Here is a 24,537-nt window from a genome sequence, read left to right as displayed (position 1 = left end):
CGGCGCGTGATCGGTTCCGCGCACCTCCCGAGAAAGGACAGCGGTGATGCCTGCCGCTCCGACCGTCGACGACATCCGTGTTTGGCCCGGGCTCATTCTCACGGCCATCGGAATCGTGTGCATCGCACTCACATTGAATGTCGCCGGATACGGGCACTGGGACTGGAGTGTCATGGGCGCTCTCACCAGTGTCCTGTGCCTGCGCTTCGGAATCGCGCTCTTGGTGGCCGAACACCGGCGCGCCAAAGCCGGATCCGGCGATCGACCGGCGGATCTGGACGACTACTGATCTTCCGCAAATTTCTGGATAAATGGCACAGAGCGCACCGCACCGGAATTTTCGTTCGGAAATAGGTTCAATAGCGCGATTCGATCTTAGTCGGGCACTCCCGAGGGCCGCTTTCGCTAACTCATAGCATCCCGAAAACCGCTCTGACGCTGGGAATTCGAGGTTGCAGATGTACTTGCATCTGCGCAGAGCACGGTCCTAGACTTGCTCGTGCAAGGCACAAACAGGGGACAACCAGAGAGCCGAGCGGTGAATCATCGGCGATTCTTCGCCAACGGTTAGCCGTCGGCCTGGCGTCAGGGGCGTTCGCATGAACCAGCCAATCAACCTCAGCCGGCTCGGGTTTGCAGACTTCAGTCGAGCTGAGCAAACCTATTCACGGGAGACGGCAACAGATTTCGTCATCCGACAGGTCGAATCCACCGGAGCGGCCACTCGGTATGATTTTGATATCGAACGAATCGTTACCACCGCTCACGCAATGGTCAACGATTGGGATCTGCATACGATGCAACCGGAAGCATTCTGGCGAATTGCTTCCAGCTTCATCAGGCAGTGAGTCGGAACCCATTACAAGGTTGATCGGGGTCCCTGCGGGGGCCCCGTAACCATTTCCGCACCGGGGCAATCGACGACGACCTCGTCCGCGCTCGTCCATGCGCCCCGGCCCGGCGGCGTTCCATCCGCCGCAACTTTCTCCGAGCACGCCGATAGCCGCCCGTTGACAACGGGCGGCTGCTATCGCCATTTACAGCTCGGCGGCGATCTCCGCGAGCCGTTTGCGGGAGCGCTCGGGCGGCTCCGCTTGCACGCTCAGCTGATCCATGACCTGCCGGTACAGTTCCAGATCCTGACGACGATCCAGATACAGGGCACTGGTCAGCTGCTCCAGATACACGATGTCCGGAAGTTCCGGCTCCGCGAACCGCAGCATGGTGAACGAACTACCCGCTGCCGCATGCCCGCCCGCCGCGTACGGCAGGACCTGGATGGTGACGTTGTGCAGTTCGGACATCTCGATGAGGTGATCGATCTGGGCACGCAGCACGCTGGTACCGCCGACCGGACGCCGGAGCACGGACTCGTCGAGGACCGCCCAGAAGCTCGGCGCACCGGGACGGGTCAGCAGCTCCTGCCGCCGGCGCCGCAGCGAAACGCGACGCTCGGAATTCTCGTCGTGCCCGAGCGCGACGACCGAGCGCGCGTAATCCGCAGTCTGCAGCAGACCCGGAACCAGTTGGCCCTCATAGGTCCTGATGGACTTGGCCGCGTGCTCCAGGCCTAGATAGGTCTCGAACCAGGGCGGCAGCAGGTCGCTGTAGCGGTGCCACCATCCAGGCTGGTTGGCCCTGACCACCAGTTCGAGGAATTGCTCGCGTTCCTCGGGATCGTCAACGCCGTACAGCGCCAGCAGGTCCCGGATATCGCGTTCCTTGAATCCGGTTCGCCCGAGTTCCAGGCGACTGATCTTGGCGTGAGAGCCGCGGATGTGTTCACCCGCGGCTTCCCGGGTAATGCCACTCTTCTCGCGCAACTTCCGTAGCTGACTGCCGACCGCGATACGCAGTGCAGTCGGGCCACGTTCGGCGACAGCGGAATCCGCCCGACCGTGGGCAACGGGTTCTGCGATCATGGGGTCCACTCCGATGCTCGGGTTTTGCCGGCAGTGGACTCACAACCGAGTGTCGCGAACCACCGCGCCGATTGCCAATGCTACCGCTCAGCGCGCGAGGTCGTCGAATTCTCCGGACTTGGCGCCCCGAAGAAACGCATCGATCTCGGGGCGGGTGTAGACGATGATCGACCCTTCCGGGTCCCGTGAGTTGCGAACCGCCACCTGACCGTCGGTCATGGGCGCCAGTTCGACGCAGTTTCCGCTGGGATTGCTGAATGTGCTCTTCCGCCAGGACAGTTCCGAGCGATCGAGCCGGGTTGCCGATGAAGCAGTCATTTCAGACTCCTTGCCAGTACCGCCCGCAGACGGTGGTATCAGTACTTGCAAATGTTCGATCAGATGTTCTTACAGTTGCAACCGCAACATGAACGATAGCACGCAGATTGCCCGGCATCGATCCCTCCGCAAACGCACATCGTTTGCAACACAACAGCATTGATCTTGTTTGGACATTTGCCCATGCGAAGTTGCGAACCGGAACGGACAAACAGTGCAGATACCCCCCGACAAATGAGACCACACGGTTTAATTCGGACGAAACGCCTGGACGCGCCGACTCGACCGTGCAGATGTGCTTGCATCTGCGCGATCGGCGCTCCTAAACTCGGTGCACCATCCCCCATTCGGCCAGAGGCATCACATGACCCAGATGCTCGCCCCTAGCACTGATATCTCCGGTGACTGCGATGTAGAACCTCGCGGGCTCACCTACCGCAAGGCTCGCGCAGTCTTGCGTGCGCACGATCAGCACTTCGCCTGCCGGCAGTACCTAGCGGCCGTAGCGTATCTGTCGGCGGACAACGACGTGGACTGATCCGCGTCCACTTCCCTTCTGCGCCAGCGTCGTTCCGCTTCCGCGCCGAAGTCTCCCAGCTTCCTGTGTGATGTCTTCTGCCCCTTGCATAACCACCGCGCACCGGGTACCCCGGAAGGGGGGAAGAAACGTCACGTGGAAGAGCGCCGAAATGATACTGCTAGCCGCCCACGAAGTGTTGACGACGCATACAGTGCTGGCGCAAATCTTCAATCCGACGCCCGAGACGCCGCCGGTGGCGGACAAGCTGCTCAAGCTGGTCCGCTACTTCACCTGGTTCGTCCTGCTCGCCGGCGTGCTCGCCATCATCTACGCGGGCGGTCGCTTCGCCTGGGAGAAGTGGAGCGGTGGCGCGCTCACCGCGCCCAAGCAAATCGCGGGCGCGCTGGTCGGGGGCGTGATCGCCACGAGCGCGGGGACCATCATGAGCGCCGTGATCGGCACGCAGTTCAATATGCCTTAGGTCGATATGCCTTAGGTGGTTGTTGTCCCAGACGAAACCAACTCGCTGGTCTGAATCAGGCTGTCACCGCATGCGGCGCGACGTCCGCCTCCTGCTGCAAACCGACCAGTTCCTCGAAGCGCGCCACCACCTTCTGGTGGTACATGCCGAACAGATCCTCGAACAATGCCAACTGGGCTTGACTCGGACCGCCCTCGGATTCCCAGACGGCGACCAGTGCCCGCCACACCAGCACATGCAGATCCGGCGACACCGCGAAATAGGCCTGCACGGCCTCCGGCACCTCGAGCACCATCTCGCCGATCGAGTTCAGCACCGCGCGCTGTACGGAATGTCCGAGATCGGTGAGCAGCCGGCGCAGCAGCCGCAGCTCGATGTCGAGCATCCGGTGCTGATCCGGATCCGCGCTCCGGGCAAGGGTTTCCAACTCGTCGATCTCGATCTTGAGCGCGCCCGGATCGATGCCACGTTCACTGCCGGTGTAGGCGAGCAGCGCCTCGAGCGCGATACCGCGCTCCTCGTCGACGATATTGCCGAACATCTCCGCGGCCACCTCCGGCGCCGGCATGGACAGCCGGAACAACCGCCGGTACACGTCCACACCGCCCTCGGCACGCACATCACGGATCACGAATCCCTTACCGCGATGCGCGTCCACGAAGCCGTAGGACTCCAGCCGGCCCAGAATCAGTTGCGCCGTGGCGCGATTCAGGTCGAACTCCTCGGCCACCTGACGAACGGACGGCATCAGCCCACCGGGCACGTACTGCCCGGATGCCACGCGCCGCGCCAGCTCATCGGCCACGTCGGCGACGACCGTCCGGTCACCCATCGTGTCACCTCTCCCAAAAACCTTGTTCACGTCCCAGACAGTGTATGTGGTTGTCCGATCAACTGCACAAGTCTCGAACATTGCAATCGGAAACACCCGGCCGTTACGTATCTATAAGAAATCGATTCGGTGTGTGTTCCGATTCCTACGCCCGCGCGCCCTAGGCTCCCCACGTGGTCTCCCTGATCGACGTCGCGAAACGACTAGTCCTCGGCCGCCCGTTTCGCAGTGATCGGCTGGGTGAGACGCTGCTGCCCAAACGCCTGGCCCTGCCCATTTTCGCCAGCGACGCATTGTCGTCGGTCGCCTACGCGACCCAGGAGATCCTGCTCATCCTGACCCTCGGCGGCCTCTCCTTCCTGCATCTGATGCCCATCCCCGCCGGCGGCGTGGTGGTACTGCTGGCGGTGGTGGTGCTGTCGTATCGGCAGGTGGTGCAGGCCTATCCGTCCGGCGGCGGGTCCTATCAGGTGGTGGCCGAGAACCTCGGGGACTTCCCCGGGCTGATCGTGGCGGCGGCGCTGCTCGTCGACTACGTCATGACCGTGGCGGTGTCGGTGGCCGCGGGCGTCGACAACATCATCTCGGCGCTGCCGGAGCTCAATCCCTACCGGGTCGCCATCAATCTGGGCTTCATCCTCTTCCTGACCGCAATGAACCTGCGCGGCGTGCGAGAGTCCGGGCGCGCCTTCGCGATTCCGACCTACGCGTTCATCGGCGCGGTGTTCGTCATGGTGGCGGTGGGACTGACGAAGACCCTGACCGGGCACACGCCGATGGCCGAGAGCGCGCACTACCAGATCCGGCCCGAACAGACCGGACTGTCCGCGGCGGCGCTCGCCTTCCTGTTGTTGCGCGCCTTCTCCTCCGGATGTACCGCGCTCACCGGTGCGGAGGCCGTCTCCAACGGCGTCCCGGCCTTCCGCAAACCCAAGGCGCTCAATGCGGCCCGCACCATGACCTGGATGGGCGTCATCGCCATCGCCATGTTCTCCGGCGTCACCGCGCTGGCGCTGATCACCAAGACCAAGGTCACCGAGAACGCCTGCGACATCATCGGATTCCCCGGCAACTGCAATACCGCCGCGCAGAAGACGGTCATCGCGCAGGTCTCGGCCGCGGTGTTCGGCGGCGACAGCTTCCCCTTCTACTTCGTGATGGTGACGACCGCGCTCATCCTCATCCTGGCCGCCAACACCGCCTACAACGGCTTCCCGCCGCTGAATTCGATTCTGGCGCAACGCCGCTACATGCCGCGGCAGCTGCACACCCGCGGTGACCGGCTGGCCTTCTCCAATGGGATCATCCTGCTGGCGGTGGTCGCGGCCGCGCTCATCTACGCCTTCGGCGGCTCCACCACCCGGCTCATCCAGCTCTACATTCTGGGCGTGTTCACCTCGTTCACACTGTGCCAGACGGGCATGGTGCGGCACTGGAACCGGGCGCTGCGCACCGCCGAGACCGCCAAGGAGCGGCTGCGCATCCACCGCGCGCGGGCCATCAATGCCTTCGGCGCCTGCTTCACCGGCGTGGTGCTGGTGGTCGTGCTGATCACCAAGTTCACCCACGGCGCGTATCTGGTGGTCATCGCGATGCCGATACTGGTGGCACTGATGTGGTCGATCCACCGGCACTACACGGCGGTGCGCGCCGAACTCGAGATCGACCCGGACGATCTGGAGACGCTGCCGGGGCGGATGCACGCCCTGGTGCTGGTGTCGGGCTGGCACAAGGCGACGCAGCGGGCCATCCAGTTCGCGCGCGCCACCCGGCCGGACACGCTCACCGCCGTCACGGTCAATGTGGACGACGCCGATACCCGGCACCTCGTGCAGGACTGGGAGCGCAATCATGTCGGGATTCCGCTGAAGGTCATCGAATCGCCGTATCGCGAGGTCACCCGTCCGGTCATCGAGGAGATCAAGCGGCAGCGCAAGTCCCGACCGCGGGATGTGGTCAGCGTGTTCATTCCCGAGTACGTGGTCGGGCACTGGTGGGAGAACCTGCTGCACAATCAGAGCTCACTGCGGCTGAAGGCGCGACTGCTGTTCGAACCGGGCGTGATGGTGACCAGCGTGCCCTGGCAGCTGCACTCCTCGCGGGCGCGCTACGCGTTGCCGGTGGAACACCGGCCGGGTGAGATCCGGCGCGGCATAACGGGTTCCGACAATCTTCCGGGCTCCGGCGCGGCGTGATCGGGGTGTCGTCCGGGCTCAGTCCTCGGGGGTAGCGGCGCGCTCGAGGCCGGTCGCCCAGCGTTCCGACCACTGCCACAACGGTTCCAGGGCCAGGCCCAATTCGGCTCCGGCAACGGTCAATTCGTAGGCCTTGTCGGGTTTCTTCTCCAGTACGCCCGCCTCGACGAGGCGTTGCAGGCGCACCGACAGCATGCTCGACGAGCAATTGCCCATGCGGCGGCGCAATTCCAGGAAGCCCAGCGGGCCGGGCTCGAGTTCCCAGATCACGCGCAGCATCCAACGCTGTCCGAGCAGATCCATGGCGGCGAGCAGCGGGGCGGCCGAGACGCCGGCGCGGCTGCTGGACGGGGGTGGCTGGCTTGCGCTTCTCATTTCGAACCACCATAGTGATTCTAAATCAGAAGCATGGGCCGGGGGCCGGAGGTTTGGGTATGGAACGACGAATCGTGTTGATCACCGGCGCGTCTCGCGGCATCGGCGCCGACACCGCACGCGAGCTGGCCGCCCGCGGGGACCACGTGATCGTGAACTATCGCGAGAAGCGCAAGCGCGCCGAAACCGTCGCCGAGGAGATCATCGCCGCGGGCGGCAGCGCCTCGGTCGCCGGCGCGGATATCGCCGACCCGGACAGCGCCCGCGCGCTGATCGACACCGTGGTCAGCGAATTCGGCAGGCTCGATGTGCTGGTGCTCAATGCCTCCGGTGGGCTGGAACGCGATGCGGCACCGGATTACGCCATGCGGCTCAACCGCGATGCCCAGGCCCGCCTGGTCACTCTCGCACTACCGCACCTGCCGGCCGGCGGCCGCATCGTGTTCGTCACCAGCCATCAGGCCCACTTCTCCCCCACCCGGCCGGTCCCCGCGGGATACGAGCCGATCGCCGCCAGCAAGCGCGCCGGCGAGGATGCGCTGCGGGATATGAGCGCCGAATTCGACCGCCGCGGAATCGGTTTCGTGGTGGTTTCCGGCGACATGATCGACGGCACCATCATCGTGCGCCTCCTCGAACGCCGTAATCCGGACGCCGTGACCACGCGCCGCGAACAGGGTGCGCTGCCGACCGTCGAAGAGTTCGCCGCCGCTGTCGCCGACGCCGCCACCATCGACGCCGACTGCGGGCACACCATCTATGTCGGCGGCGCGGACTTCCTCGTCGACCACTGAAAATCGGTGGCCCGGCGGCCTCCCACCGTGGCAGTCTCGAACGATGCCGCACTGGGTCCATGTGCTTCCCGCGTTCATGCTCGCCTGTCTGATCCTGGCGGCCATTCCCGGTCCTGCCACCGCGCTTTTCCTGCAGCGGTCGGTGCGGGATGGGCGGGCCGCCGGGCTGGCCGCGGTGGCGGGCAATGAGATCGGGGTGTTCGGCTGGACGCTGGCCGGTGGGGCCGGGCTGTCCGCGCTGCTGGTGGCGAATCGGGTGCTCGATCACGCGATACACCTCCTGGGCGCGATCGTGCTCGTCTATTTGGGAGTGCAGGCCTGGCGTGGGGCGCGTAAGAACACTGCCCCGGGTCCGGAGCATGATGCGTTCGGCGCGGCGCTGACCTCGGTGCTGCCCGGTGGGCATACTCCGGCCGCGGCGTTCCGGGCGGCGCTGGTTTCGATCGCCGCCAATCCCAAAGCGGCCGTGTTCGGGCTGACCATCCTGCCGCAATTCCTGCCGTCCACCGGTCCGGTACTGCCGACCGTGCTGATTCTGGTGGCGGTGCAGCTGGTCATCGACACCGCCTGGTGTGTCGGCATCGTGCTGGCGGCGGACAAGGCCGGGGTCTGGTTGCGGCGCGCCGGGATCCGGCAGCGGATCGAGCGGGCGCTGGCGGCGGTGCTGGTCGCGCTCGGGCTGGGGCTGGCCGCCGAGACCGTGTGAGGCGAAACCCGCGCGGCCCGCACCGGTGGCAACGGTTCACCATGGAAGTATCGGATCGGCCGGGTGTCCGGCGCGGTGCATCGGCGGCGAGGAGGTGGGTGCGGTGGTCGACGACGTCGAGAAGCGATGGAACGATCCGAAGACTTTCCGGCGGGCCGCCCGGTACGTGGTGGGCGTGCTCGTGCTGGCCGCCATCGCCGCGGTGGCGTCCATCGCCTGGGCGGCCTCGCGGCAGCAGTGCCTGAACTCCGGCATGTTGTGCGACGGCACCGCGCGGGCGGTGGTCGGGCTCGTCCCCGGGGTCACCCTGCTCCTCGGCGGGATCGGAGCCTTCGTCATGGCGTTCCGGGCCTGGCGCGTCCAGCAGAACTGGACCATCTGGCAGGGCGCGGGGTGGATCCTCTTCACGCTGATGGTGCTGTACCTGTCCATCGCCGGCAGCGCCGGGCAGTAGCAGTCACACCGGACAACCTGCGGACAGTCACACCGGACAGCCTGCGGCCGAGGCGTCGTGGTGGTCGAAGGGCGTGCCACGAATGCCGGCCCGCGCGGCCAGGTAGCGGGCCAGTCGGGTATTGCGGTCCCACATGGGGTCAATGTGCCGAGCCCGCCGGATCATGCGACCGCGCGCACCGGGGAGGTGATCGTCGATGGCGCGCAAGCGAACTTCGGTGGCAGCCACCGCGCCGACCAAGGACGACCACGGTTCGAGCGGTACCGCGCGCAAAGGCGTGTCGGCGAGTAGCGCACGCACCAGACGTGGACCGCTGTAGTACGACAAGGCGCCCAGAAGTGGTGCGGTGGCGGCGATCTGGAGTCTGCCCGTCGGTGTGGTGGTGCTGAACTTGCGGGTCGCCGCGCCGGCCATGGTCGCGGTCCACTGCGGTGCGATACCGGCCGTCGCCACCATGTAGTCGGCCATCTCCATACCCTCGGCGGCGGAGCGCGGGATCAGCTCCTCGGCGACACCGAAGACATAGGCGATGTACCCCCAGTAGTGCATGACGGCATCGAGTTGCGCTGTGCTGCAGCGGCGTCCGTGCACATGATCGAAACAGATGGGTGTCAGGCCGAAGGTCACGGCCGCACCCATGGTGGTGGCATTCGAGATCGGGTTGCCGTGCCGGGCGAAATGCTCGTCGCCCCAGGTGTTCCGGAGCATGGCCCGCACCTGCGCGTGCATGAACCGCACCCGCACGGTGTCGGCGAAGATGGGATTCCAGCGTTCCAGGGCCCGCGGTGCGGTGACACTCCGGAACCAGACCGAGGATTCGAGTCCGCGCCGGTAGGGATCATTGACGAAACGGCCGGTCTGGCCGACCGCGGAGGCGACCTCCGAACCGACGAAGGTGCCCATGAAATCCTGTACGCCCATGGCCATTTTCCCGGCCAGGGAGACATTGATCCACAGCCGGCGGCCGTACTCCCACAGGTCGGGGTCGTACCACGCGGGCGGATCGTCCAGGCACGCGAAGAGATTCACCAGTTCCGGCAGCGGTTCGTCCACGCTCTCGATGCCGTGCTCGAGCGCCTGGTTCAGCATGCGACGACCACCCGCCGAACCCATGCGACGGAAGGCCGCGACCAGTTCGTCCATCGGTTCGTCGCCTTGCCACAGGTGGTCGGCCATCAGGCGGGTGCGTGGTGTGTCGACGGGTTCGCGCCGCACGTCGATCCATGGGCCCAGCAGTGCTTTTCGCGGTTCGAACCACAGCTCGGACGGCACCGCCCGCGGTGGCGGCGGGCGCAGTGGCAGGCCCGGCCGGTAGTAATAGTCGTACGGATGCCTGCCGTCGGCGGCGGGCGGGAGCTCGGTCATCGGTTGCATTGCTCTAGAACCCTGTCAGCTGGCGGAATGTGGTGAGTGAGTCCGCGCGTGCGGTGGCGTGGACCGGGCAGTAGTGCTTGGGGTCGTCACGGAATTCCGGCGCCGGCCACAACATTCGGGGCGCCTCGGGTGGGGGTAGTGCGGCGGGGCGTTTGCCCGTGAGGCGGCGGCGGGCGGCGCGGATACGCGGGAACGTGTATTTGACCTCGTCCGGGGTGAGCCGGTGCAGCGCCGAGAGGGTCTCGCAGAGCCGGTCGAACAGCCATTGGTCGCGATCGGTCCAGGTGAAGCCCATGGTGCGGCGGATGGCCGGATCGCACAGGCCGACGGTGACGAACTGGAAGAATCGTGCGCCGACGGGGCGGATTCCGAACGCCCACAGGGGTTCCGGAATGTGCCGCAGTACCGGGAACGGTGGTACCGGTACGTGCTCGGCGAGCCGGTACACATCCCGGGCCGCCTTGGTCGGTTCGAGCGTATCGCGGCACATATCGCGCCAATAGCGCTGGAATTCGGGCCAGCTGGCGGGGACCACCCGCATGCTCATGCCGTACAGCTCGTACCACTGGTAGTGCTCGCGCCAGAGTTGTTCGCGCTGGGCCGCGGTGAGCCCGCCCATGAACAGGTCGGCCGCGCGCAGGGTCTGGACGAAGAACACGGCGTGCGCCCAGTAGAAGGTGCCGGGATCCAGCGCGTGGTAGCGGCGGCCCTGCGCGTCGACGCCCTTGATGGTGCGGTGGTAGCCGACGATTTCCCGGGCCGTGCGCTCGGCGTGCTCACCGTCGAAGACCACTCCGAAGATCGGGTACAGCGAGCGCAGGATGCGCTGGTAGAACTCGTCTTCGAGCCGCGAGTGGTATTCCACTCCGGCGCCGAGTCCGGGATGCATGTTCTGCACCATGCCGACGAACAGTCCGGTCGGCATGTAGTACAGCGATCCGAAGATCTTCCACGTCAACGAGTCCGGTCCGAGCGGGACCGGTTCATCACGGGGCTCGCGCGCCATTGCGCCTTGTGACACCATGACCCCACGCTGACACGAATAAATACTCGCATTCAATTCGCATTCGGAATCGCGGTCGAAACGCCATGACATCGAAACCCCGGCCGTCGAAAACGACTCCCGCACAGCGCCGCACGCCCCGGCAGGACCGGTCGCGCGCCATGGTGGCCCGCATTGTCGACGCCGGACAGGAGGTGCTGATCGCGCACGGCTACGACGGGGCGTCCACCAATCGCATCGCGCAGACGGCGGGTATCAGCCCGGGGTCGCTGTATCAGTACTTTCCCGACAAGGACGCGATCGTCGCGGCGGTGATCGAGCGCTATCTGACCGGGGTGACCGAGCGGGTACGCGCCCACGTGGTGGACAACCTGGCGGCGCCACCCGATACCGGTGTGCCGCAGGCCATCTCGGTGCTGCTGGACGCCCTCGGCGACCACCGCGAACTGCTGCGCGCCGTGGTGGAGCAGACGCCACGGCTGTCCGGCGGCAGCGCCACCATGCTGGCCTTCGAACAGCAGATCGGCGAATTGGCGCGGGTGGCATTGAGCATGCGCCGGCGCTCGGTGCCCGCGGATGTGGATTTCGACGCCACCGCCTGGCTGCTGGTGCGGACGGTCGAACATCTGACCATTCGCTATCTGCTGGATCGGCCGCCGATCTCCCGGGAACGGTTTCTGGCCGATATCACCCGGCTGGTGCTCAACTTCTTCCGCGAGCCGATGCGAGCGGAACGCGAGCGAACAGACTGAGCGGTCAGTTCGATATCGATTGTGGCGCCGGGAGTCCCAATAACAGCTCCACGGCTCGCGCAGCGGACTGGGCCGCACTCTCCATGGTGGCCGACCAGTCGGTACTGGTCCAGTCACCGGCCAGCACCAGCGTGGGCACCGAGGTCTGCTGCGGCGGCCGCAACCCCTCCGTGCCGACCACCTGCGAGAAGGTGGCGCGCGGCATCGGAACCACCTGCGCGTGCACCACTTCCGCATCCCTGGCCTGCGGATAGTAGCGCCGCAGCAGGGCCATCTGCTCGTCCACCACCTCGTGATGCGGCTTGTGGATCTGCTCGTACGCACCGCTGGTGGTCAGGCAGTAGAGCCAGTTGTCGAGAGGATTGCGGCCGTGCATGCGCTGCCGGTCGAAGACCTCGTCGATCACTCCCCCGCCGCCGATGAGCGCCTCCATCGCCGCCTTGGTGCCGATCGGGCGATCCAGGTACAGGTTGGTGCTGACGATCGGGGTGAATCCCAGTTTGTCCGCGGCGGCATAGATCTCGTCGTGCTCGGGCAGATCGTCGAGCAGACCGGCTATCGACGAGTTGGGTACCGCGCACACCACCGCATCGGCGGGCACCACTTCACCATCGACCAGCGTCACCCCGGTGACCACACCGTTCTCGATGTGAATGTGCCGCGCCACCGCGCGATGCCGCACCTGCACGCCGTGCCGTTCGAACACCCGCTCGGCGCCGGAGACGAACAGGGTATCCAGATCGGTGGTGGGATAACCGATGCTCACGGCCTCGCGATGCCTTATGCCCAAACGGATCCCGGTCGCCAGTACATCCGCGAAAGCCTTGGCCGAGCCCTGCGACACGGGTTCGGCCGCAATGCCCAGGGCCAGCCAATCCCACAGCGCCTCACGGGCCTTGGCCGGCATGCCCAGGCGGGTGAACCATTGATCGGTGGTGAGCTCGGCCAGATCCGCGGGCTGGTTCAGGCACTGCCAGCCCAAGCGCACGGTGGCCACCGCGGCCCGCGCGCGATCGACGGGACTCATATCGGGATGCGCGCCCAGCAGCGAGCGCAGCGCGGGCAGACCCTTCGTCCCCATGACGGCGGTGCGCCCGCCCGGCCAGCGCAGGATGCCCCGATCCGGGAACTGCACATGCTGACGGGTACCCACACTGGTGAGATAGCGGAACAGGTTGTCGTAGCCGGTAGCTATCACATGCTGACCGTTATCGGGCAGATCGTGCAGCGATGGGACCTCGACCGCGTGGGTGCGCCCGCCCAGCCGCCCCCGCCGCTCCAGCAGCGTGACCTGTTTACCGGCCTCGGCCAGCCACACCGCCGAGGCCAGGCCCGCCAGCCCGCCCCCGATGACTACATACCGTCGCGGATCGTTCATGAGCCCTCCCGGAGCCAGAACCGTCCCAAGCAACGTAGCCCGGCGCCTGCCCGCCCGTCACCTGATTCCGGCGAATCAGGCTGCCGGGCATCGGGTTCCGGGGGGGAGCTGCCGGGTCAGCGCACGCAGGGCACGCTGCTGGTACCCATCTGCGACAAATCGGTCGCCTCGGGCGCGTTATTGCCGGACGCGGTCGCGGAGACCGGAGGCGGCGGCGGAGTGGTCGAGGTCGACGGGGTGGTGGTCGTGCTGTCGGACTGGCCGGCGGTCAGCGTGCCGATCGCGCTGCTGCTGTCGGTCGCGTCCTTGCCCAGGGTCAGCTGCACGGTCGACGAGTCCAGATCCGCCGATTTCGTTGCGGTGACACCGAGTTGGCTCGCCAGCGCGGTCGCCGCCGACTCCGCGCCCGCACCGTAGGCGATGCTGCTGTCGCTGCGCACCGAACCCGTGGTGGCCGAACCGCGGGTGAATCCCCGGGCCGTCAAGGCGCTTTCGACATCGCCGGCCAGACCGTTGCTGCCCGAGCTGTTCACCACGTTCAGCACCACACCCGAAGCGCCCGGCACGGACGAATCGGTGGTGGTCGGTGCGGCGGTAGTGGTCGAGGAATCCGAGCCCGGCGGTGAAAGAATGTTCTTCACAATGGCCTTGATCTCGGCCGGGTCCACGATATTGATGGACTCACCGAGGTCGTCATTGCCGAAATCCTTGACCGGCAGCGTGTACAGCGAAATGCCCTTACCCAGCATGGACGAGGCGCGCTGTGCGAAGGACAGCGGATCGAGCGCGCTGTCGATGGCGGTGTTCGTCTTCGCGATATCCAGCAGGTCACGTAATTTGCTCGGGCTGGTGAGGGTTCCGCTGTCCTGCAGCTGATGCATGAGCGAGACGATGAACGCCTGCTGACGGCGGGTGCGGTCGAGATCGGTGAACAGCGGCTGATCCGGATCGCGGCGCTGCCGCACGAAGGCCATGGCCTGCGAGGCGTCGATCTGCTGCTCGCCCTTCTTGAAATTGGCGCCCGAATAGCTGTCCGAGGTGTCCTCATTGAGACATACGGTGATCGGCTGCACGGCCTGGGCGATCTGGAAGAACGCGGCGAGCGTCACCTCCACGAAGTGGTCGATGGGTACATCGCCGAGAAACTTGCCGACCGTATTCATCTCGGCCTTGCGCCCGGCGTCCCGCGACTTCTGATCCAGCTGCTGCGGATCCTTGACCCCGGAATTCTCCAGCTTGGTCTTGGCCTTGTCGTAGGCCAAACCGTAGGCCTGCTTGATCTTTCCCTTGCACGGCGACGAATCACAGGACGCCGAATCGAGCGGAACGTAGTCGTCGCGCGGGATGGAAATGGCGGAGGCGGGTGAACCGTCACCCGGAATATGCACCAGGATCAGCACATTCGCATTGAAACCGCCGACATCCTCGTCGCCGGCGTGAATGGCGTCGTACATGTCCTGCGGGAGCGGATTGCCCTTTTCGTCGAGCCGTGAGTCCAAGCCCATGACCAGGATGTTCTGCGTCGCACCACTGGATTTCGGGCCGTCACTGGTCACATCGGAAGTGATGATGCCGTTGATCGCATCATTGGTCTTCTTCCAGGCCACCCCGGTACCGATCAGGACCACGGCCGCGAATAGCGCAAAGGCGGACCGTCCCGCTATCAGCGCCCGAGCGGTCCGGCGGCGCGGCGGCGGCGCGGCGCGCGGGCGGCGGCGCGTGGGGCGACCGGCGGCCGGGCGCAGCGGGACCGTTTCCGGTTCATATGCCGAAGGTCTGCTCCGGCGGTCGCGCGCGTGGGTCATATGAACCGAATATAGGCCGATCGAGAACGAGGATGCCGCAATGCCATTCGCGCAATTGAGACATCGGCGGTCGCCGGTATCGGCGACCGCCGGCTGCCATGGCGGAAACTAGCTGGTCACGTGCCTACGTGACAGCAACGGATAACCCGCGCACACCAGCACACCCCATGCGACGCCGACCACAAGTGCGGTGCGGCCCCCATCGGTGAAGAACAACAACACCACGACCAGCACCAGGAAACCCAGCGCCAGCGCGGTCGTCACCGGCGCACCCGGCAGCCGGTAATCGCTGGCCGGGAGGATGCCCTGCCGCACCTTGGTGCGATAGATCAAGTGGCAGACCAGAATGACGCCCCACACGAAGATGATGCCCATGGTGGACACCGAGGTGACGTAGTTGAACGCCTTGTCCGGCGAGAAGTAGTTCACCGCCACACCGATCACCATGACCGCGGCCGAGACCGCGATACCCGGCGCGGGCACCGAGCGGCGGCTCAGCCCGCCCAGCGCGGCCGGGGCCTCCGCGCGCTGCGACAGACTGCGCAACATGCGACCGGTCGAATAGATACCGGAGTTGCAGGACGACAGCGCCGCGGTGAGCAGCACGAAATTGATGATGCCCGCCGCACCCGGAATACCGATCTGCTGGAACACCTCCACGAACGGGCTGCGCCCGGCGTGGAAGGTACGCCAGCTCGACACCGACATGATGACGATGAGCGCGCCGATATAGAACAGGCCGATGCGGAACGGCAGCGTATTGATCGCCTTGCGCAGCGTCTTCTTCGGATCGCGGGCCTCACCCGCGGTGACGCCGACCAGTTCCACGCCGACATAGGCGAACACCACGATCTGCAAGGCCAGCAGCGCCTGCCCGAAACCGTTCGGGAACACGCCGCCGTCGTTCCACAGATTCGCGGGAGTCGGGTTGGTGGCGTGGCCGAAGTGGAAGATCAGCACGCCGATACCGATCACGATCATGGCCACGATGGCGGTCACCTTGATGGCGGAGAACCAGAACTCGCCCTCGCCGAACAGGCGCACCGACACCAGGTTCATGACGAACATGACGCCCAGCACCACCAGCGCGGTCACCCACTGCGGGATATCGAACCAGTACTGCACGTACTTACCGGCCACGGTGATCTCGGCCATGCAGGTGGCCACCCACACCGCCCAATACGTCCAGCCCGTCGCGTAACCCGCGAAGCGGCCTAGGAATTCGTTCGCGTACTCGGCGAAACTGCCGGTGACCGGACGATAGGTGAGCAGTTCACCCAGCGCCCGCATGATCACGAAAATGGCCAGGCCCGCGGCCAAGTAGCAGAGGATGAGCGCCGGGCCCGCCTGCTCGATGGCGCCACCCGCGCCGTAGAACAGGCCGGTGCCGATGGCGCCGCCGATGGCGATCATCTGAATGGTGCGCGGCGACAGGCCGCGCGAGTACCCCTCGTCCGCATTCGCGGAATCCGGCGCGGTCGCCGATAGCTGCCCTTCGGAGGCTGTCATACAGTTCCCTTCACATGCCGTGCGGCTCACCGGGCCACGCCGTGAGGTGGCACGGGACGCGGGAGCCGCGCCGAGCTAGCGAGCCGATTGCCGCGTGCTCGGTCCAACGGCGTGAAAGGCTACCGGAGAGTAGTTGGCGTCACACTCACCGGCGGTCGTCGATGGGTCGTGGCGCCGGATCCTGGCGGGGTGCGGGCGGGATATCGGGGCCCGCGCCGTCCTCGACGAGCTCGAGTCCGGTGACGATCTCGGTCTCGATCCGGATGACGTGATCCATGGGCAGATTGATCCACGGGTCGAGCAGGGTCTCGTAGCGCTGCACCTGTTCCGGATCGACCACCACCCGCGCCACGCCGGTGACGATGACACTCCAGCCGCGCCGGGTGTGCTCGTCGAAGTCGTCCGCCTCGTAGGCGACCACTTGCCCGTCACCTCGCAGCAGACTTGCGCCCAAATGCGCACGCACTACGATGGCGTCCGCTTCGACGATGTGGTTCACCGGCCTGATGATCGGAAGTCCACGGCGCGAGTACACGATTCGGCCATATTGCGCGCCCGCCAGCCGTTTCAAGGAGTCGGCAGCCGAGAGCTCGCGCAGCTTTCGTGCCCCATTGCCGCCCATAACTCCGATTGTGGTCGATGGTTCCGAAATACGCCAATTGTGTTGCCGTAACACGCCGTTCATATTCGGCATACAGAGATCTCTCAGCGTATCGGCGGCACCTCGACCTGAGCCGGAACCTTGTCCGTGCGCAGGCCTTTCCAGGCCGGCATGCGCAGGCGTTCGCCTGCGAACTCGCGATACTCGACATCGCCGACCAGGATCGGTTCCACCCAGCGCCAACCCCCCGCAACAGATTCCGGCGGCGGCTGATCGAAAGGACTTGTGGTGATCTCTATTTCGCCGAGGGTCTGCCGAATCACGCGGCGGGCGGCATGAGTGAAGCCGGTGCCGACATTGCCGAGGAAAACGAAGCGGCCATCGGCGTCGTGCGCGCCGAGCACGAGCGAGCCGAAGGTGTGCTGAAAGCCCCCGGAGCCCGGAGTCCAGCCCGCCACCACCACTTCGGTATTCAGCCGCAGCGGGGTCTTCACCCAGGCGGGCGAGCGGCGGCCCGGCAGGTATACGGAATCGGTCCGCTTCGAGACGATGCCTTCGAGACGGTGTTCATCGGCCACTTGCAGCAACTGGGTAGCATCCATATCGAGCCAGTGCGGCGGCGCCGACAGTGGTGCCGCCCAAGCCAATTCGGCCAGCCGTGCGCGTCGCACCAGGTAGGTCTCGGCCAGGAGACTGCGCCCGCCGATGGACAGGATGTCGAAGGCGAACAACTGCACCGGCACCTCGCTCATCAGTTGCTCGCCCGGCCGGGCGACGTGCATGCGGCGCTGCAACAGCCCGAACGCGGGCGCACCGCCGGCATCCTGGGCAATCACTTCGCCGTCCAGGGTCAGGGCTCGCCCGTTGCTGAGCCGCGCCAACGCGGCCGTCAACTCCGGATACGATCCGCTCACATCGTTCGCATTGCGGCTGAACAGCTTGCACTCGCCAGCGGCGCAGTCCGCGATCACCCGGACGCCGTCCCATTTCATCTCCCGCGCCCAGCCCGGTCCTTCCGGCGGCGCTCCCCCGACCGCCAGCATGGGCGCCGGTTCACGGCGGATGGATTCGGCCACGGCGGGCCGCTACCCGAACCAGCAATCGGGCAATAGGGACATGATTGAAGTTTGCCGCCAGATTGCTCAGCCGGTCCTGCGGCACGCCGCCGACCACGGACTTGTTATCCGTCGGCATCGGCCGCGGTTGTACGCCAGACTCTGGGTCATGGATCGTGGCCGTACCGAGGCATTCAGCGACGGAGTTTTCGCCGTCGCCATCACCCTGCTCGTTCTCAATCTCCATGCCCCCGAGGGCGAACTGAAGCAAGGCCTGCTGCACATGTGGCCCGCCTACCTCGCGTACGTGGTCAGCTTCCTCACCGTCGGCATCATGTGGGTCAACCACCACGCCATGTTCCAGCACGTCACCAGAACCGACCGCACCCTGCAACTACTGAACCTGCTGCTCCTCATGTCGGTGGTCCTCGTCCCCTTCCCCACCGACCTGCTCGGCGAACAACTGGCCCACCACCTGAAGGCCGGCGACACCATCACCGTCGCCTTCGTCTACGGCCTGGTCATGGACTTCATGGCCCTGGGCTTCAGCCTGGTCTGGTTCTACGCCCTCCTCAAACCCGGCATCATGCAAACCCGCATCCCCCGCGGCCAACTCCGCATAGCCACCTTCCGCTTCTCCATCGGCGCCATCTTCTACGTAGTAGGCACCGTCGTAGCCCTCTTCCAACCCCTGGTAAGCCTCATAATCTTCGGCCTACTCTCCCTCTACTACGCCTTCGAACACCTCCCGCGCGCCGAGTAACTCCACCCACCGCCGCAACACCAATTCGGTGTAATGATCGGCGCCGATCTCGTAGGCGCCTAGCGCAAATCCGTCATTGGCCTCGACCAGCGCCGTCTCACCATCGGCCAGCACGCCGAAGTCGATGCCATACGCACTCGGCGCGGAACCGGAGGCCGAGTACGCCGCGACGGCCGCATCGACCACCTGCGAATCCAGCCGCACCGACTCGTCCCCGTCGTAATGATCGACCGCCACTACCCGGCGATCGATCACATAGACCCGGTATTCCGCACGCCAGGACACCACGTCCGAACACCAGACGCGCTGGCGGCGACTCACATTCCCCAAGGCGGCGAAGTCCCGCTCGGAGTAGCAGACGGTTCCGGTGAAACTCTTCCGGCGCTCGGCGGGCTTGACGAACGCCCGTGGGACAGCACCGATCTCCACCGCCTGCTCGATCTCGCCGAGCGTCGACGTCCACACGTCGCGCCGGAGAAACCCGTGCAGGCTCGACGGATAATCATCGGGCTCCGGGACCGGGATCCCCAACTGCCGCATGGCCCCGTGCATGGCATCCATATCGCCCGCGACGAACGTATCCGGGCCCAGCGGCAACTGGCGCCGGAGAATGCGTTTGATGGTGTAATACCGGACAGGAATCCCGCGCCGACGCAAACCCTCCTCCAGCAGGCCCTCTTCGTGCCGCAAGGGACCCTTTCCGGAATATTGCAGAAACGCGGTGGTGATCATGACTTCCTCGACGGGTCGTGTGGTGCGGGTTCGGCGGGCGCTGGTGGTCGCCCTTCCGGTGGCGGTGGTGGTGGCGGGGTGTGGTCCGAATACCGATGCCTATGTGGCATTGCAGAATGCGATGCAGAAACACATCACGCAGGACGACCATCGGCCGGTGCGGTCGGTGGCTTGCACGCCGCATATTCACGACACGATGCGGGAGGAGACCGCGCATCTGCGGTGTGTGGTGCAGTTCCAGGATGGGACCTCGTATACCGCCAATGCGGTTATCCAGAACGAGAATTCCGGTGGGGCACACAATCTGCCGGATACCTACAGCTGGGACAAGCCGCCGGCCTAGGGCCACAGGCGGTTGCGGGTCCACGTGTCATCGAACCACCCTAGCGTTCGAAACCGCTCGGTCGGGTAGGGGTTTCGGCGGGGATGGGGGCCGGCGATTCTGCGGACAACTCGCCGTGCGCGCGGTTTGAGGGATCATGGTGCGGGCATTGCCGAGGCATGTTCATCATCATCGGGCTCATCGTCCTCCTCGGCGCCGTGACCGTGGGGGTGGCCGGAGTGCAGGCAAACACCGGTAGCGACCATACGCTCGCACACGGATTCACGGTTTTCGACCACACCTATGGCGGGTCCACGGGCCTGCTGTTCGCCTACGGGATCCTGATCGGTGCGATCGGGACCTGCGGGCTGATCATCCTGCTCGCGGGCACCTGGACGATGTCTCGCCGCGGGGTGGTCGCGCGACGGGAACTGCGGCACTCGCGGCGCGAAATGGCTGCGGCGCGAAAGGAATTCGGTAAAGCGACGCCCGCGGCGAAGCAGCCGGCCGCCCAACCGCCGAGACAACCGGTCGTCCCCATGGCCGGGCAGGCCACCCCGAAACCCGCCTGGTCCTTCAACAAGTTCCTGAATCGTTCCGCCCCGGCACCGAAACCCGAAACCGCCGCCAAGGCCAAGTAGGACAGTCGGACAGCGGCCCGATCGCGAGGAGGCCCGTGACCGCCGCGAAGCACGTCCGCTAGCGTCGCATCCATGACGGTGACGGTGCTGGTTCCGGACGACTATGGCTTCGCGGCGGTCTCGCGGGTGGAAGGGGCGCGGCCGCTGCGCTACACGCTCGGCGAACCACTGCCCGCGGGTGCCGAGGCGGCCGAGGTATTGGTGCCCGGATTTCTCGTGCCCAAGACCGAGGCCGTGCGGCTCGCTTCGAAACTGCCGGAGTTGAAGCTCGTGCAGTTGCTGACCGCCGGGGCAGAGGCCTGGATCGGGAACACCCCGGACGGAGTTCTGCTGTCCACCGCGCGCGGGGCCCACGGCGCGAGCACCGCGGAGTGGGCGCTGACCGGATTGCTCGCGGTATACCGGGAATTCATCGAATTCTCGGTCGCGCAACGCGAGCATCGATGGACACAACATTCGACGGATACCTTGCACGGCAAGCGGATTCTGATCGTGGGCGCGGGCGACCTCGCGGTGGAACTGCGACGCATGCTCGCACCGTTCGAGACCGAGGTGACCGTGGTGGGCACGCACGCCCGTACCGGTGTGCACGGCGTGGACGAACTGCCCGACCTGCTCCCACACGCCGATGCGGTGGTGCTCGTGGTGCCGGTGACCTCCGCGACCATCGGCATGGTGGATGCCGCCTTCCTGGCCCGCATGGCCGACGGCGCGATCCTGGTGAATGCCGCACGCGGCCCGGTCGTCCGGACCGATGCCCTGCTGGCCGAACTCCAGAGTGGGCGATTGCGCGCCATTCTCGACGTCACCGATCCCGAACCGCTGCCCGCCGAACATCCACTGTGGGACGCGCCGGGACTGCTGCTGACACCGCACGTCGGCGGCAGCAGCCGCGGCAGCCAGCAACGTGCCTGGAAGGTCGCCGCCGCGGAGATCACCCGCTACGTGGCCGGCGAGCAGCCGCGCAATCTCGTCCGCGGCGAATACTGAAGGGCGGCACCGGGCGTGTACACGTCGACCGAATTCCGTTGCGAGCGTGCGCCACTGAACCGGTCACCGATCGCGCGGTAGCCGCGCCGAAACGCCTAGAGCGTGTCCTTGCCGATCGGGCGGTTGATCGAGCGCCACTCCCGCTCCCAGCGAGCATGCCGCCGGGAGTCCAGCACGGTGCCGGTGAACCAGACCGTTGCGGCTGTCGCACACCAGGTTTCCACCAGTACCGCCAATCCCGCGCCGACGCCCTCGGCAGCCGCGGCGCCCGGCCGGGCCGGCGGTGTGGTCGGCACGTTGGTCGCGCTGAGCCATAACGAGACCGTGCTCCCCGTGGCCTCGGGCCCGGGCACCTGCACGGTCGCGGTCCCGACGTGCCCATTGCCGTTCCACTGCACCGGAGCCTGATATTGATCCTGGTGCACCGCATAGTTGGTGTCGTCCAGCACCCGCTTGGCATCCGCGGTAGTGGTAGCGGTGACCTGCACCTTCCCCGCATCCTCCGATGCGATGCGCACCTGCGCGCCCGTATAACTCACCGTCCCGACCGCCCCCGCAATGGGCACCACGGCCGCGGCCACCACGACGGCGAACACCCGCAACACCACCTCGGCCCGATCCGAGACGCGCATCAGCGGATTCGGGTTCCACGGCCGCCCTCGCCACATCCGTACCGGCCACGCTGTTCGCATCGACACCTGGACCGCCTCTCTCCCGGCGCCGTCCACCGATTACATCGGTATCAGTACCCATTGCTGTACGCCTCGAACCAGTGAAAAGTCAAGGTCAGCGGGCTATATAGCGTCCGAACCGGGCCCGAACACCGCCTCTTGCCCAGTTTCGGCGACTTCGGCGAGTCTGTCACCTCGGAGTCACCTCAGAGTTGTCCGGTGTGATCCGCAGGTAATGCGCCACCGGGTGCGCGATGCAGGACCAGGTACTGGTTGGGGCTGTCGATGGTGGCCAGGAGTTCGAAGTCGAGCTTGATCTCACCGAGGTCTTCGTGGTGGAACTTCTTCTCCTTGTGCTCGTAGACGCCCATTTCGTGGCTGTTCCACAGTGCTGCGAACTCCGGGCTCTTACGGGATACGTCCGCGATCAGAGTGGTGGTGGCCGGGTCGATGTCGGTGGCTGGGCCGATCATTCTGCGGATGCCGCTGACGAGATGCCTTGTGAGGTCGTCCCAGTCCGCCCAGAGGCGCTGGGCGGCCGGGTCCAGGAACAGCATTCGCAGGATGTTGTCCGAGATCTCGAAGTGTTCGAAGAGCTGCCGGGCCGCCTGGTTTGCGGCGAGGACGTCGCTGCGGTGGTTCACGATGTATGCCGGGCCCAGGGCCCAGGACTGCATGACCAGCAGGAGGAACTCGTTGGGCACGTCATCGGCTGTGGGACGGGTGGCGGGTAGTGGGGTGACGAGGCCGTGCAGGTAACCGGTTTCGGCCGTGGACAGTTCGAGGGCGGTGGCGAGGGCGTCGAGTACGCGGGCGGATGGATGTCGTTCTCGCCCTTGTTCGAGGCGGGTGTAGTAGTCGGCGCTGATGGCGGCACGGGCGGCCACTTCCTCGCGGCGCAGACCGGGAGTGCGGCGTCGCTGTCGGGGCGGGTCGGGCGAAGGCTTCGCGGCTACTCGGCGTGCGCGGAGGAACTCTCCCAACCTGTTCGCTGACACCTCGTCATGCTAGGGGGTGTGCGGGATTCCTAGGAAAGATGCGACCTGGCGAGGGCCCTTCGAGCGAGGCGACGCTGGAGAGGACAGCGGAGAGCGGCACGCGCTGTGGCGAAGGCGTGCGAACGGGAAGGCCGAAAAGCCATGGGCGGATTGAAGATCGCGATCGTAGGGGCCGGCATCGGCGGATTGACGGCGGCGATCGCATTGCACCAGCGCGGGGCCGACGTGACGGTTTACGAGAAAGCTCAGGAACTGCGCGAACTGGGCGCCGGCGTCGGGATCGGGGCGAACGGCGCCCGGATCTACGAAAGCCTGGGCCTGGCAGACTCTCTCGCGGCCATCGCGGGCAAGGTCTCGACCATCACCGCGAAGACCTGGCGGGGCGAGCCGCTCCCCGGGTATCGGCCGCCGTTCCCGGTGGATCGAACGTATCCGGTGCACCGGGCGGAGTTTCAGAACCTGCTGGTGGCCGCGCTGCCGACGGGCACGGTCCGGCTCGGGCGCGAATGCGTGACCGCCGTCGAGGACGACGAAGGTGTCCGGATCGAGTTCGCCGACGGTTCGCAGACCCGGGCGGACGTCCTGATCGGCGCCGACGGTATCCACTCGGTGCTCCAGACCGTGGTGGGTGCCGAGACCGCGCCCGTCAGCGAAGGGATCATGGCCTATCGCGCCCTCATTCCCGCCGCCCGCCTGGACGGGATCTACGACCTGAGTTCCTGGTCGATGTGGATGGGTCCGGGGCAGAGTTTTCTGACCTATTCGGTCTCCTCCGGCACGCTGCTGAACGTCGTCGCGTTCGTCCCCACCGATCTCGAAGTCGAGGAATCCTGGAGTGCCCCGGGCGATGTCGCCGCACTGGCCGCGGCCTACGACCGCTGGGACGATCAGATAGGCGCGATCATCGAGACCATGGACGACACCTTCCGCTGGGGCATCTACGACCGCGCACCGCGGCAGACCTGGTCCACCGACCGCGTCACCCTGCTGGGCGATTCGGCCCACGCCGTCACACCGCACCTGGGCCAGGGCGCGAACCAGGCGATCGAGGATGCCATCACTCTTGCCGTGCTCCTCGAACACGCCCGGCCGGCCGACGTCCCGGAGCGCCTGCGCCGCTACGAGGATCTCCGCATGGACCGCAACCGCCAGGTACGCGAGGGCGCCCGCGAGGCCGGAGCCCTCTACCGCACCACAGAATTCACACCGCCCCGCCAAGCCGAACGGATCGTCGCCGTCTACGACCGCTTGGAACTCGACACCTACGACGCGGAGAAGGTCGCCGAGAACGCCCTCGTGAGTTAGCTGCCATGGCCGGCGGTCTCGGTCCCGATTGATAAGCAGGG

Annotated in this window: 27 protein-coding genes; 13 read left to right on the top strand and 14 right to left on the bottom strand. The window is 66.0% G+C overall.

Going from position 1 to position 24,537, the window contains the following annotated elements; all coding sequences use genetic code 11:
* Window positions 1-46: 46 nt before the first annotated feature.
* Window positions 47-289 carry a hypothetical protein gene (locus ACIP5Y_RS39000; protein ID WP_400357756.1) on the top strand — a complete coding sequence of 81 codons (243 nt, stop codon included), beginning with the start codon at window positions 47-49 and terminating at the stop codon, window positions 287-289.
* A gap of 310 nt (window positions 290-599) precedes the next feature.
* The gene (locus ACIP5Y_RS38995; RefSeq protein ID WP_397004656.1) at window positions 600-848 is read left to right on the top strand and encodes a hypothetical protein; all 249 of its coding nucleotides are present in this window, start codon (window positions 600-602) and stop codon (window positions 846-848) included.
* Between the two features lie 189 nt (window positions 849-1,037).
* On the opposite strand, the gene ACIP5Y_RS38990 is transcribed toward ACIP5Y_RS38995, so the two are convergent.
* Complete coding sequence (locus tag ACIP5Y_RS38990; protein WP_400357754.1) at window positions 1,038-1,922, bottom strand: helix-turn-helix domain-containing protein; 885 nt, start codon at window positions 1,920-1,922, stop codon at window positions 1,038-1,040.
* Between the two features lie 87 nt (window positions 1,923-2,009).
* On the bottom strand, window positions 2,010-2,240 hold the full coding sequence (locus ACIP5Y_RS38985) for a DUF397 domain-containing protein (RefSeq protein WP_400357752.1): 231 nt from the start codon (window positions 2,238-2,240) through the stop codon (window positions 2,010-2,012).
* Between the two features lie 689 nt (window positions 2,241-2,929).
* On the opposite strand from ACIP5Y_RS38985, the gene ACIP5Y_RS38980 reads away from it, so the two are divergent.
* Window positions 2,930-3,241 carry a hypothetical protein gene (locus tag ACIP5Y_RS38980; RefSeq protein ID WP_400357750.1) on the top strand — a complete coding sequence of 104 codons (312 nt, stop codon included), beginning with the start codon at window positions 2,930-2,932 and terminating at the stop codon, window positions 3,239-3,241.
* Between the two features lie 55 nt (window positions 3,242-3,296).
* On the opposite strand, the gene ACIP5Y_RS38975 is transcribed toward ACIP5Y_RS38980, so the two are convergent.
* The gene (locus ACIP5Y_RS38975) at window positions 3,297-4,073 is read right to left on the bottom strand and encodes a winged helix-turn-helix domain-containing protein (RefSeq protein ID WP_400357748.1); all 777 of its coding nucleotides are present in this window, start codon (window positions 4,071-4,073) and stop codon (window positions 3,297-3,299) included.
* A gap of 173 nt (window positions 4,074-4,246) precedes the next feature.
* Between ACIP5Y_RS38975 and ACIP5Y_RS38970 the strand changes: the two genes are divergently transcribed.
* Complete coding sequence (locus ACIP5Y_RS38970) at window positions 4,247-6,268, top strand: APC family permease (protein WP_400357746.1); 2,022 nt, start codon at window positions 4,247-4,249, stop codon at window positions 6,266-6,268.
* An 18-nt stretch (window positions 6,269-6,286) separates the two neighbouring features.
* Here the strand turns inward: ACIP5Y_RS38970 and ACIP5Y_RS38965 are convergent, their stop codons facing one another.
* Entirely contained in the window at window positions 6,287-6,643 is a 357-nt protein-coding gene (locus ACIP5Y_RS38965) for a winged helix-turn-helix transcriptional regulator (protein WP_400357744.1), read from the bottom strand.
* Window positions 6,644-6,702: 59 nt separating this feature from the next.
* Between ACIP5Y_RS38965 and ACIP5Y_RS38960 the strand changes: the two genes are divergently transcribed.
* The 3 genes from ACIP5Y_RS38960 to ACIP5Y_RS38950 all read left to right on the top strand — a co-directional run bounded on the left by ACIP5Y_RS38960 (window position 6,703) and on the right by ACIP5Y_RS38950 (window position 8,597).
* Window positions 6,703-7,437: an SDR family oxidoreductase gene (locus ACIP5Y_RS38960; RefSeq protein ID WP_400357742.1), complete on the top strand. Its 735-nt coding sequence runs from the start codon at window positions 6,703-6,705 to the stop codon at window positions 7,435-7,437.
* Window positions 7,438-7,480: 43 nt separating this feature from the next.
* Window positions 7,481-8,143, top strand: coding sequence for a LysE family translocator (locus tag ACIP5Y_RS38955; protein ID WP_400357740.1), 663 nt, complete (start codon window positions 7,481-7,483; stop codon window positions 8,141-8,143).
* A 103-nt stretch (window positions 8,144-8,246) separates the two neighbouring features.
* Window positions 8,247-8,597, top strand: a complete 351-nt coding sequence (locus tag ACIP5Y_RS38950) for a hypothetical protein (protein WP_400357738.1) — start codon at window positions 8,247-8,249, stop codon at window positions 8,595-8,597.
* Between the two features lie 27 nt (window positions 8,598-8,624).
* On the opposite strand, the gene ACIP5Y_RS38945 is transcribed toward ACIP5Y_RS38950, so the two are convergent.
* Together ACIP5Y_RS38945 and ACIP5Y_RS38940 are read right to left on the bottom strand one after the other, a co-directional pair.
* Window positions 8,625-9,962, bottom strand: a complete 1,338-nt coding sequence (locus ACIP5Y_RS38945; RefSeq protein ID WP_400357736.1) for an oxygenase MpaB family protein — start codon at window positions 9,960-9,962, stop codon at window positions 8,625-8,627.
* A gap of 13 nt (window positions 9,963-9,975) precedes the next feature.
* Window positions 9,976-10,995, bottom strand: coding sequence for an oxygenase MpaB family protein (locus tag ACIP5Y_RS38940; RefSeq protein ID WP_400357735.1), 1,020 nt, complete (start codon window positions 10,993-10,995; stop codon window positions 9,976-9,978).
* 65 nt (window positions 10,996-11,060) lie between these two features.
* On the opposite strand from ACIP5Y_RS38940, the gene ACIP5Y_RS38935 reads away from it, so the two are divergent.
* A complete protein-coding gene (locus ACIP5Y_RS38935; protein ID WP_400357733.1) occupies window positions 11,061-11,726 on the top strand; it encodes a TetR/AcrR family transcriptional regulator in 666 nt (221 codons plus the stop codon).
* A 4-nt stretch (window positions 11,727-11,730) separates the two neighbouring features.
* Here ACIP5Y_RS38935 and hpnE read toward each other — a convergent pair whose 3' ends face one another.
* The 5 genes from hpnE to ligD all read right to left on the bottom strand — a co-directional run bounded on the left by hpnE (window position 11,731) and on the right by ligD (window position 18,095).
* Window positions 11,731-13,104, bottom strand: a complete 1,374-nt coding sequence (gene hpnE / locus ACIP5Y_RS38930) for a hydroxysqualene dehydroxylase HpnE (RefSeq protein WP_400357732.1) — start codon at window positions 13,102-13,104, stop codon at window positions 11,731-11,733.
* Window positions 13,105-13,220: 116 nt separating this feature from the next.
* Window positions 13,221-14,909 (bottom strand): LCP family protein, encoded by a 1,689-nt coding sequence (locus ACIP5Y_RS38925; RefSeq protein WP_400357730.1) that lies wholly within the window; start codon window positions 14,907-14,909, stop codon window positions 13,221-13,223.
* A gap of 108 nt (window positions 14,910-15,017) precedes the next feature.
* Window positions 15,018-16,418, bottom strand: a complete 1,401-nt coding sequence (locus ACIP5Y_RS38920) for an amino acid permease (protein WP_400357729.1) — start codon at window positions 16,416-16,418, stop codon at window positions 15,018-15,020.
* 145 nt (window positions 16,419-16,563) lie between these two features.
* Window positions 16,564-17,040, bottom strand: coding sequence for a pyridoxamine 5'-phosphate oxidase family protein (locus ACIP5Y_RS38915; protein ID WP_400357728.1), 477 nt, complete (start codon window positions 17,038-17,040; stop codon window positions 16,564-16,566).
* Between the two features lie 83 nt (window positions 17,041-17,123).
* On the bottom strand, window positions 17,124-18,095 hold the full coding sequence (gene ligD / locus ACIP5Y_RS38910) for a non-homologous end-joining DNA ligase (protein WP_400357727.1): 972 nt from the start codon (window positions 18,093-18,095) through the stop codon (window positions 17,124-17,126).
* Window positions 18,096-18,243: 148 nt separating this feature from the next.
* On the opposite strand from ligD, the gene ACIP5Y_RS38905 reads away from it, so the two are divergent.
* Window positions 18,244-18,837 (top strand): TMEM175 family protein, encoded by a 594-nt coding sequence (locus tag ACIP5Y_RS38905; protein ID WP_400357725.1) that lies wholly within the window; start codon window positions 18,244-18,246, stop codon window positions 18,835-18,837.
* Here the strand turns inward: ACIP5Y_RS38905 and ACIP5Y_RS38900 are convergent.
* Window positions 18,790-19,569 carry an ATP-grasp domain-containing protein gene (locus ACIP5Y_RS38900; RefSeq protein ID WP_400357723.1) on the bottom strand — a complete coding sequence of 260 codons (780 nt, stop codon included), beginning with the start codon at window positions 19,567-19,569 and terminating at the stop codon, window positions 18,790-18,792. The genes ACIP5Y_RS38905 and ACIP5Y_RS38900 overlap by 48 nt on opposite strands.
* On the opposite strand from ACIP5Y_RS38900, the gene ACIP5Y_RS38895 reads away from it, so the two are divergent.
* From ACIP5Y_RS38895 to ACIP5Y_RS38885, 3 genes are all read left to right on the top strand, one after another.
* Window positions 19,568-19,912, top strand: coding sequence for a hypothetical protein (locus ACIP5Y_RS38895; protein WP_400357722.1), 345 nt, complete (start codon window positions 19,568-19,570; stop codon window positions 19,910-19,912). The two genes, ACIP5Y_RS38900 and ACIP5Y_RS38895, sit on opposite strands and share 2 nt — an antisense overlap.
* Window positions 19,913-20,070: 158 nt before the next feature.
* A complete protein-coding gene (locus ACIP5Y_RS38890; protein WP_400357721.1) occupies window positions 20,071-20,532 on the top strand; it encodes a hypothetical protein in 462 nt (153 codons plus the stop codon).
* Window positions 20,533-20,604: 72 nt separating this feature from the next.
* Complete coding sequence (locus tag ACIP5Y_RS38885) at window positions 20,605-21,522, top strand: 2-hydroxyacid dehydrogenase (protein ID WP_400357720.1); 918 nt, start codon at window positions 20,605-20,607, stop codon at window positions 21,520-21,522.
* A 95-nt stretch (window positions 21,523-21,617) separates the two neighbouring features.
* On the opposite strand, the gene ACIP5Y_RS38880 is transcribed toward ACIP5Y_RS38885, so the two are convergent.
* Together ACIP5Y_RS38880 and ACIP5Y_RS38875 are read right to left on the bottom strand one after the other, a co-directional pair.
* The gene (locus tag ACIP5Y_RS38880; RefSeq protein WP_400357719.1) at window positions 21,618-22,220 is read right to left on the bottom strand and encodes a hypothetical protein; all 603 of its coding nucleotides are present in this window, start codon (window positions 22,218-22,220) and stop codon (window positions 21,618-21,620) included.
* A 179-nt stretch (window positions 22,221-22,399) separates the two neighbouring features.
* Complete coding sequence (locus ACIP5Y_RS38875; RefSeq protein ID WP_400357717.1) at window positions 22,400-23,191, bottom strand: helix-turn-helix transcriptional regulator; 792 nt, start codon at window positions 23,189-23,191, stop codon at window positions 22,400-22,402.
* Window positions 23,192-23,332: 141 nt separating this feature from the next.
* On the opposite strand from ACIP5Y_RS38875, the gene ACIP5Y_RS38870 reads away from it, so the two are divergent.
* Window positions 23,333-24,496, top strand: coding sequence for an FAD-dependent monooxygenase (locus tag ACIP5Y_RS38870; protein ID WP_400357715.1), 1,164 nt, complete (start codon window positions 23,333-23,335; stop codon window positions 24,494-24,496).
* The last annotated feature ends 41 nt before the right edge of the window (window positions 24,497-24,537 follow it).

It is taken from the genome of Nocardia sp. NPDC088792, assembly GCF_044750615.1.
In the GTDB taxonomy this organism is placed as follows: domain Bacteria; phylum Actinomycetota; class Actinomycetes; order Mycobacteriales; family Mycobacteriaceae; genus Nocardia.
The sequence above is the reverse complement of the archived record's forward strand: the minus strand, read 5'-3'. Positions and strand labels throughout refer to the sequence as shown.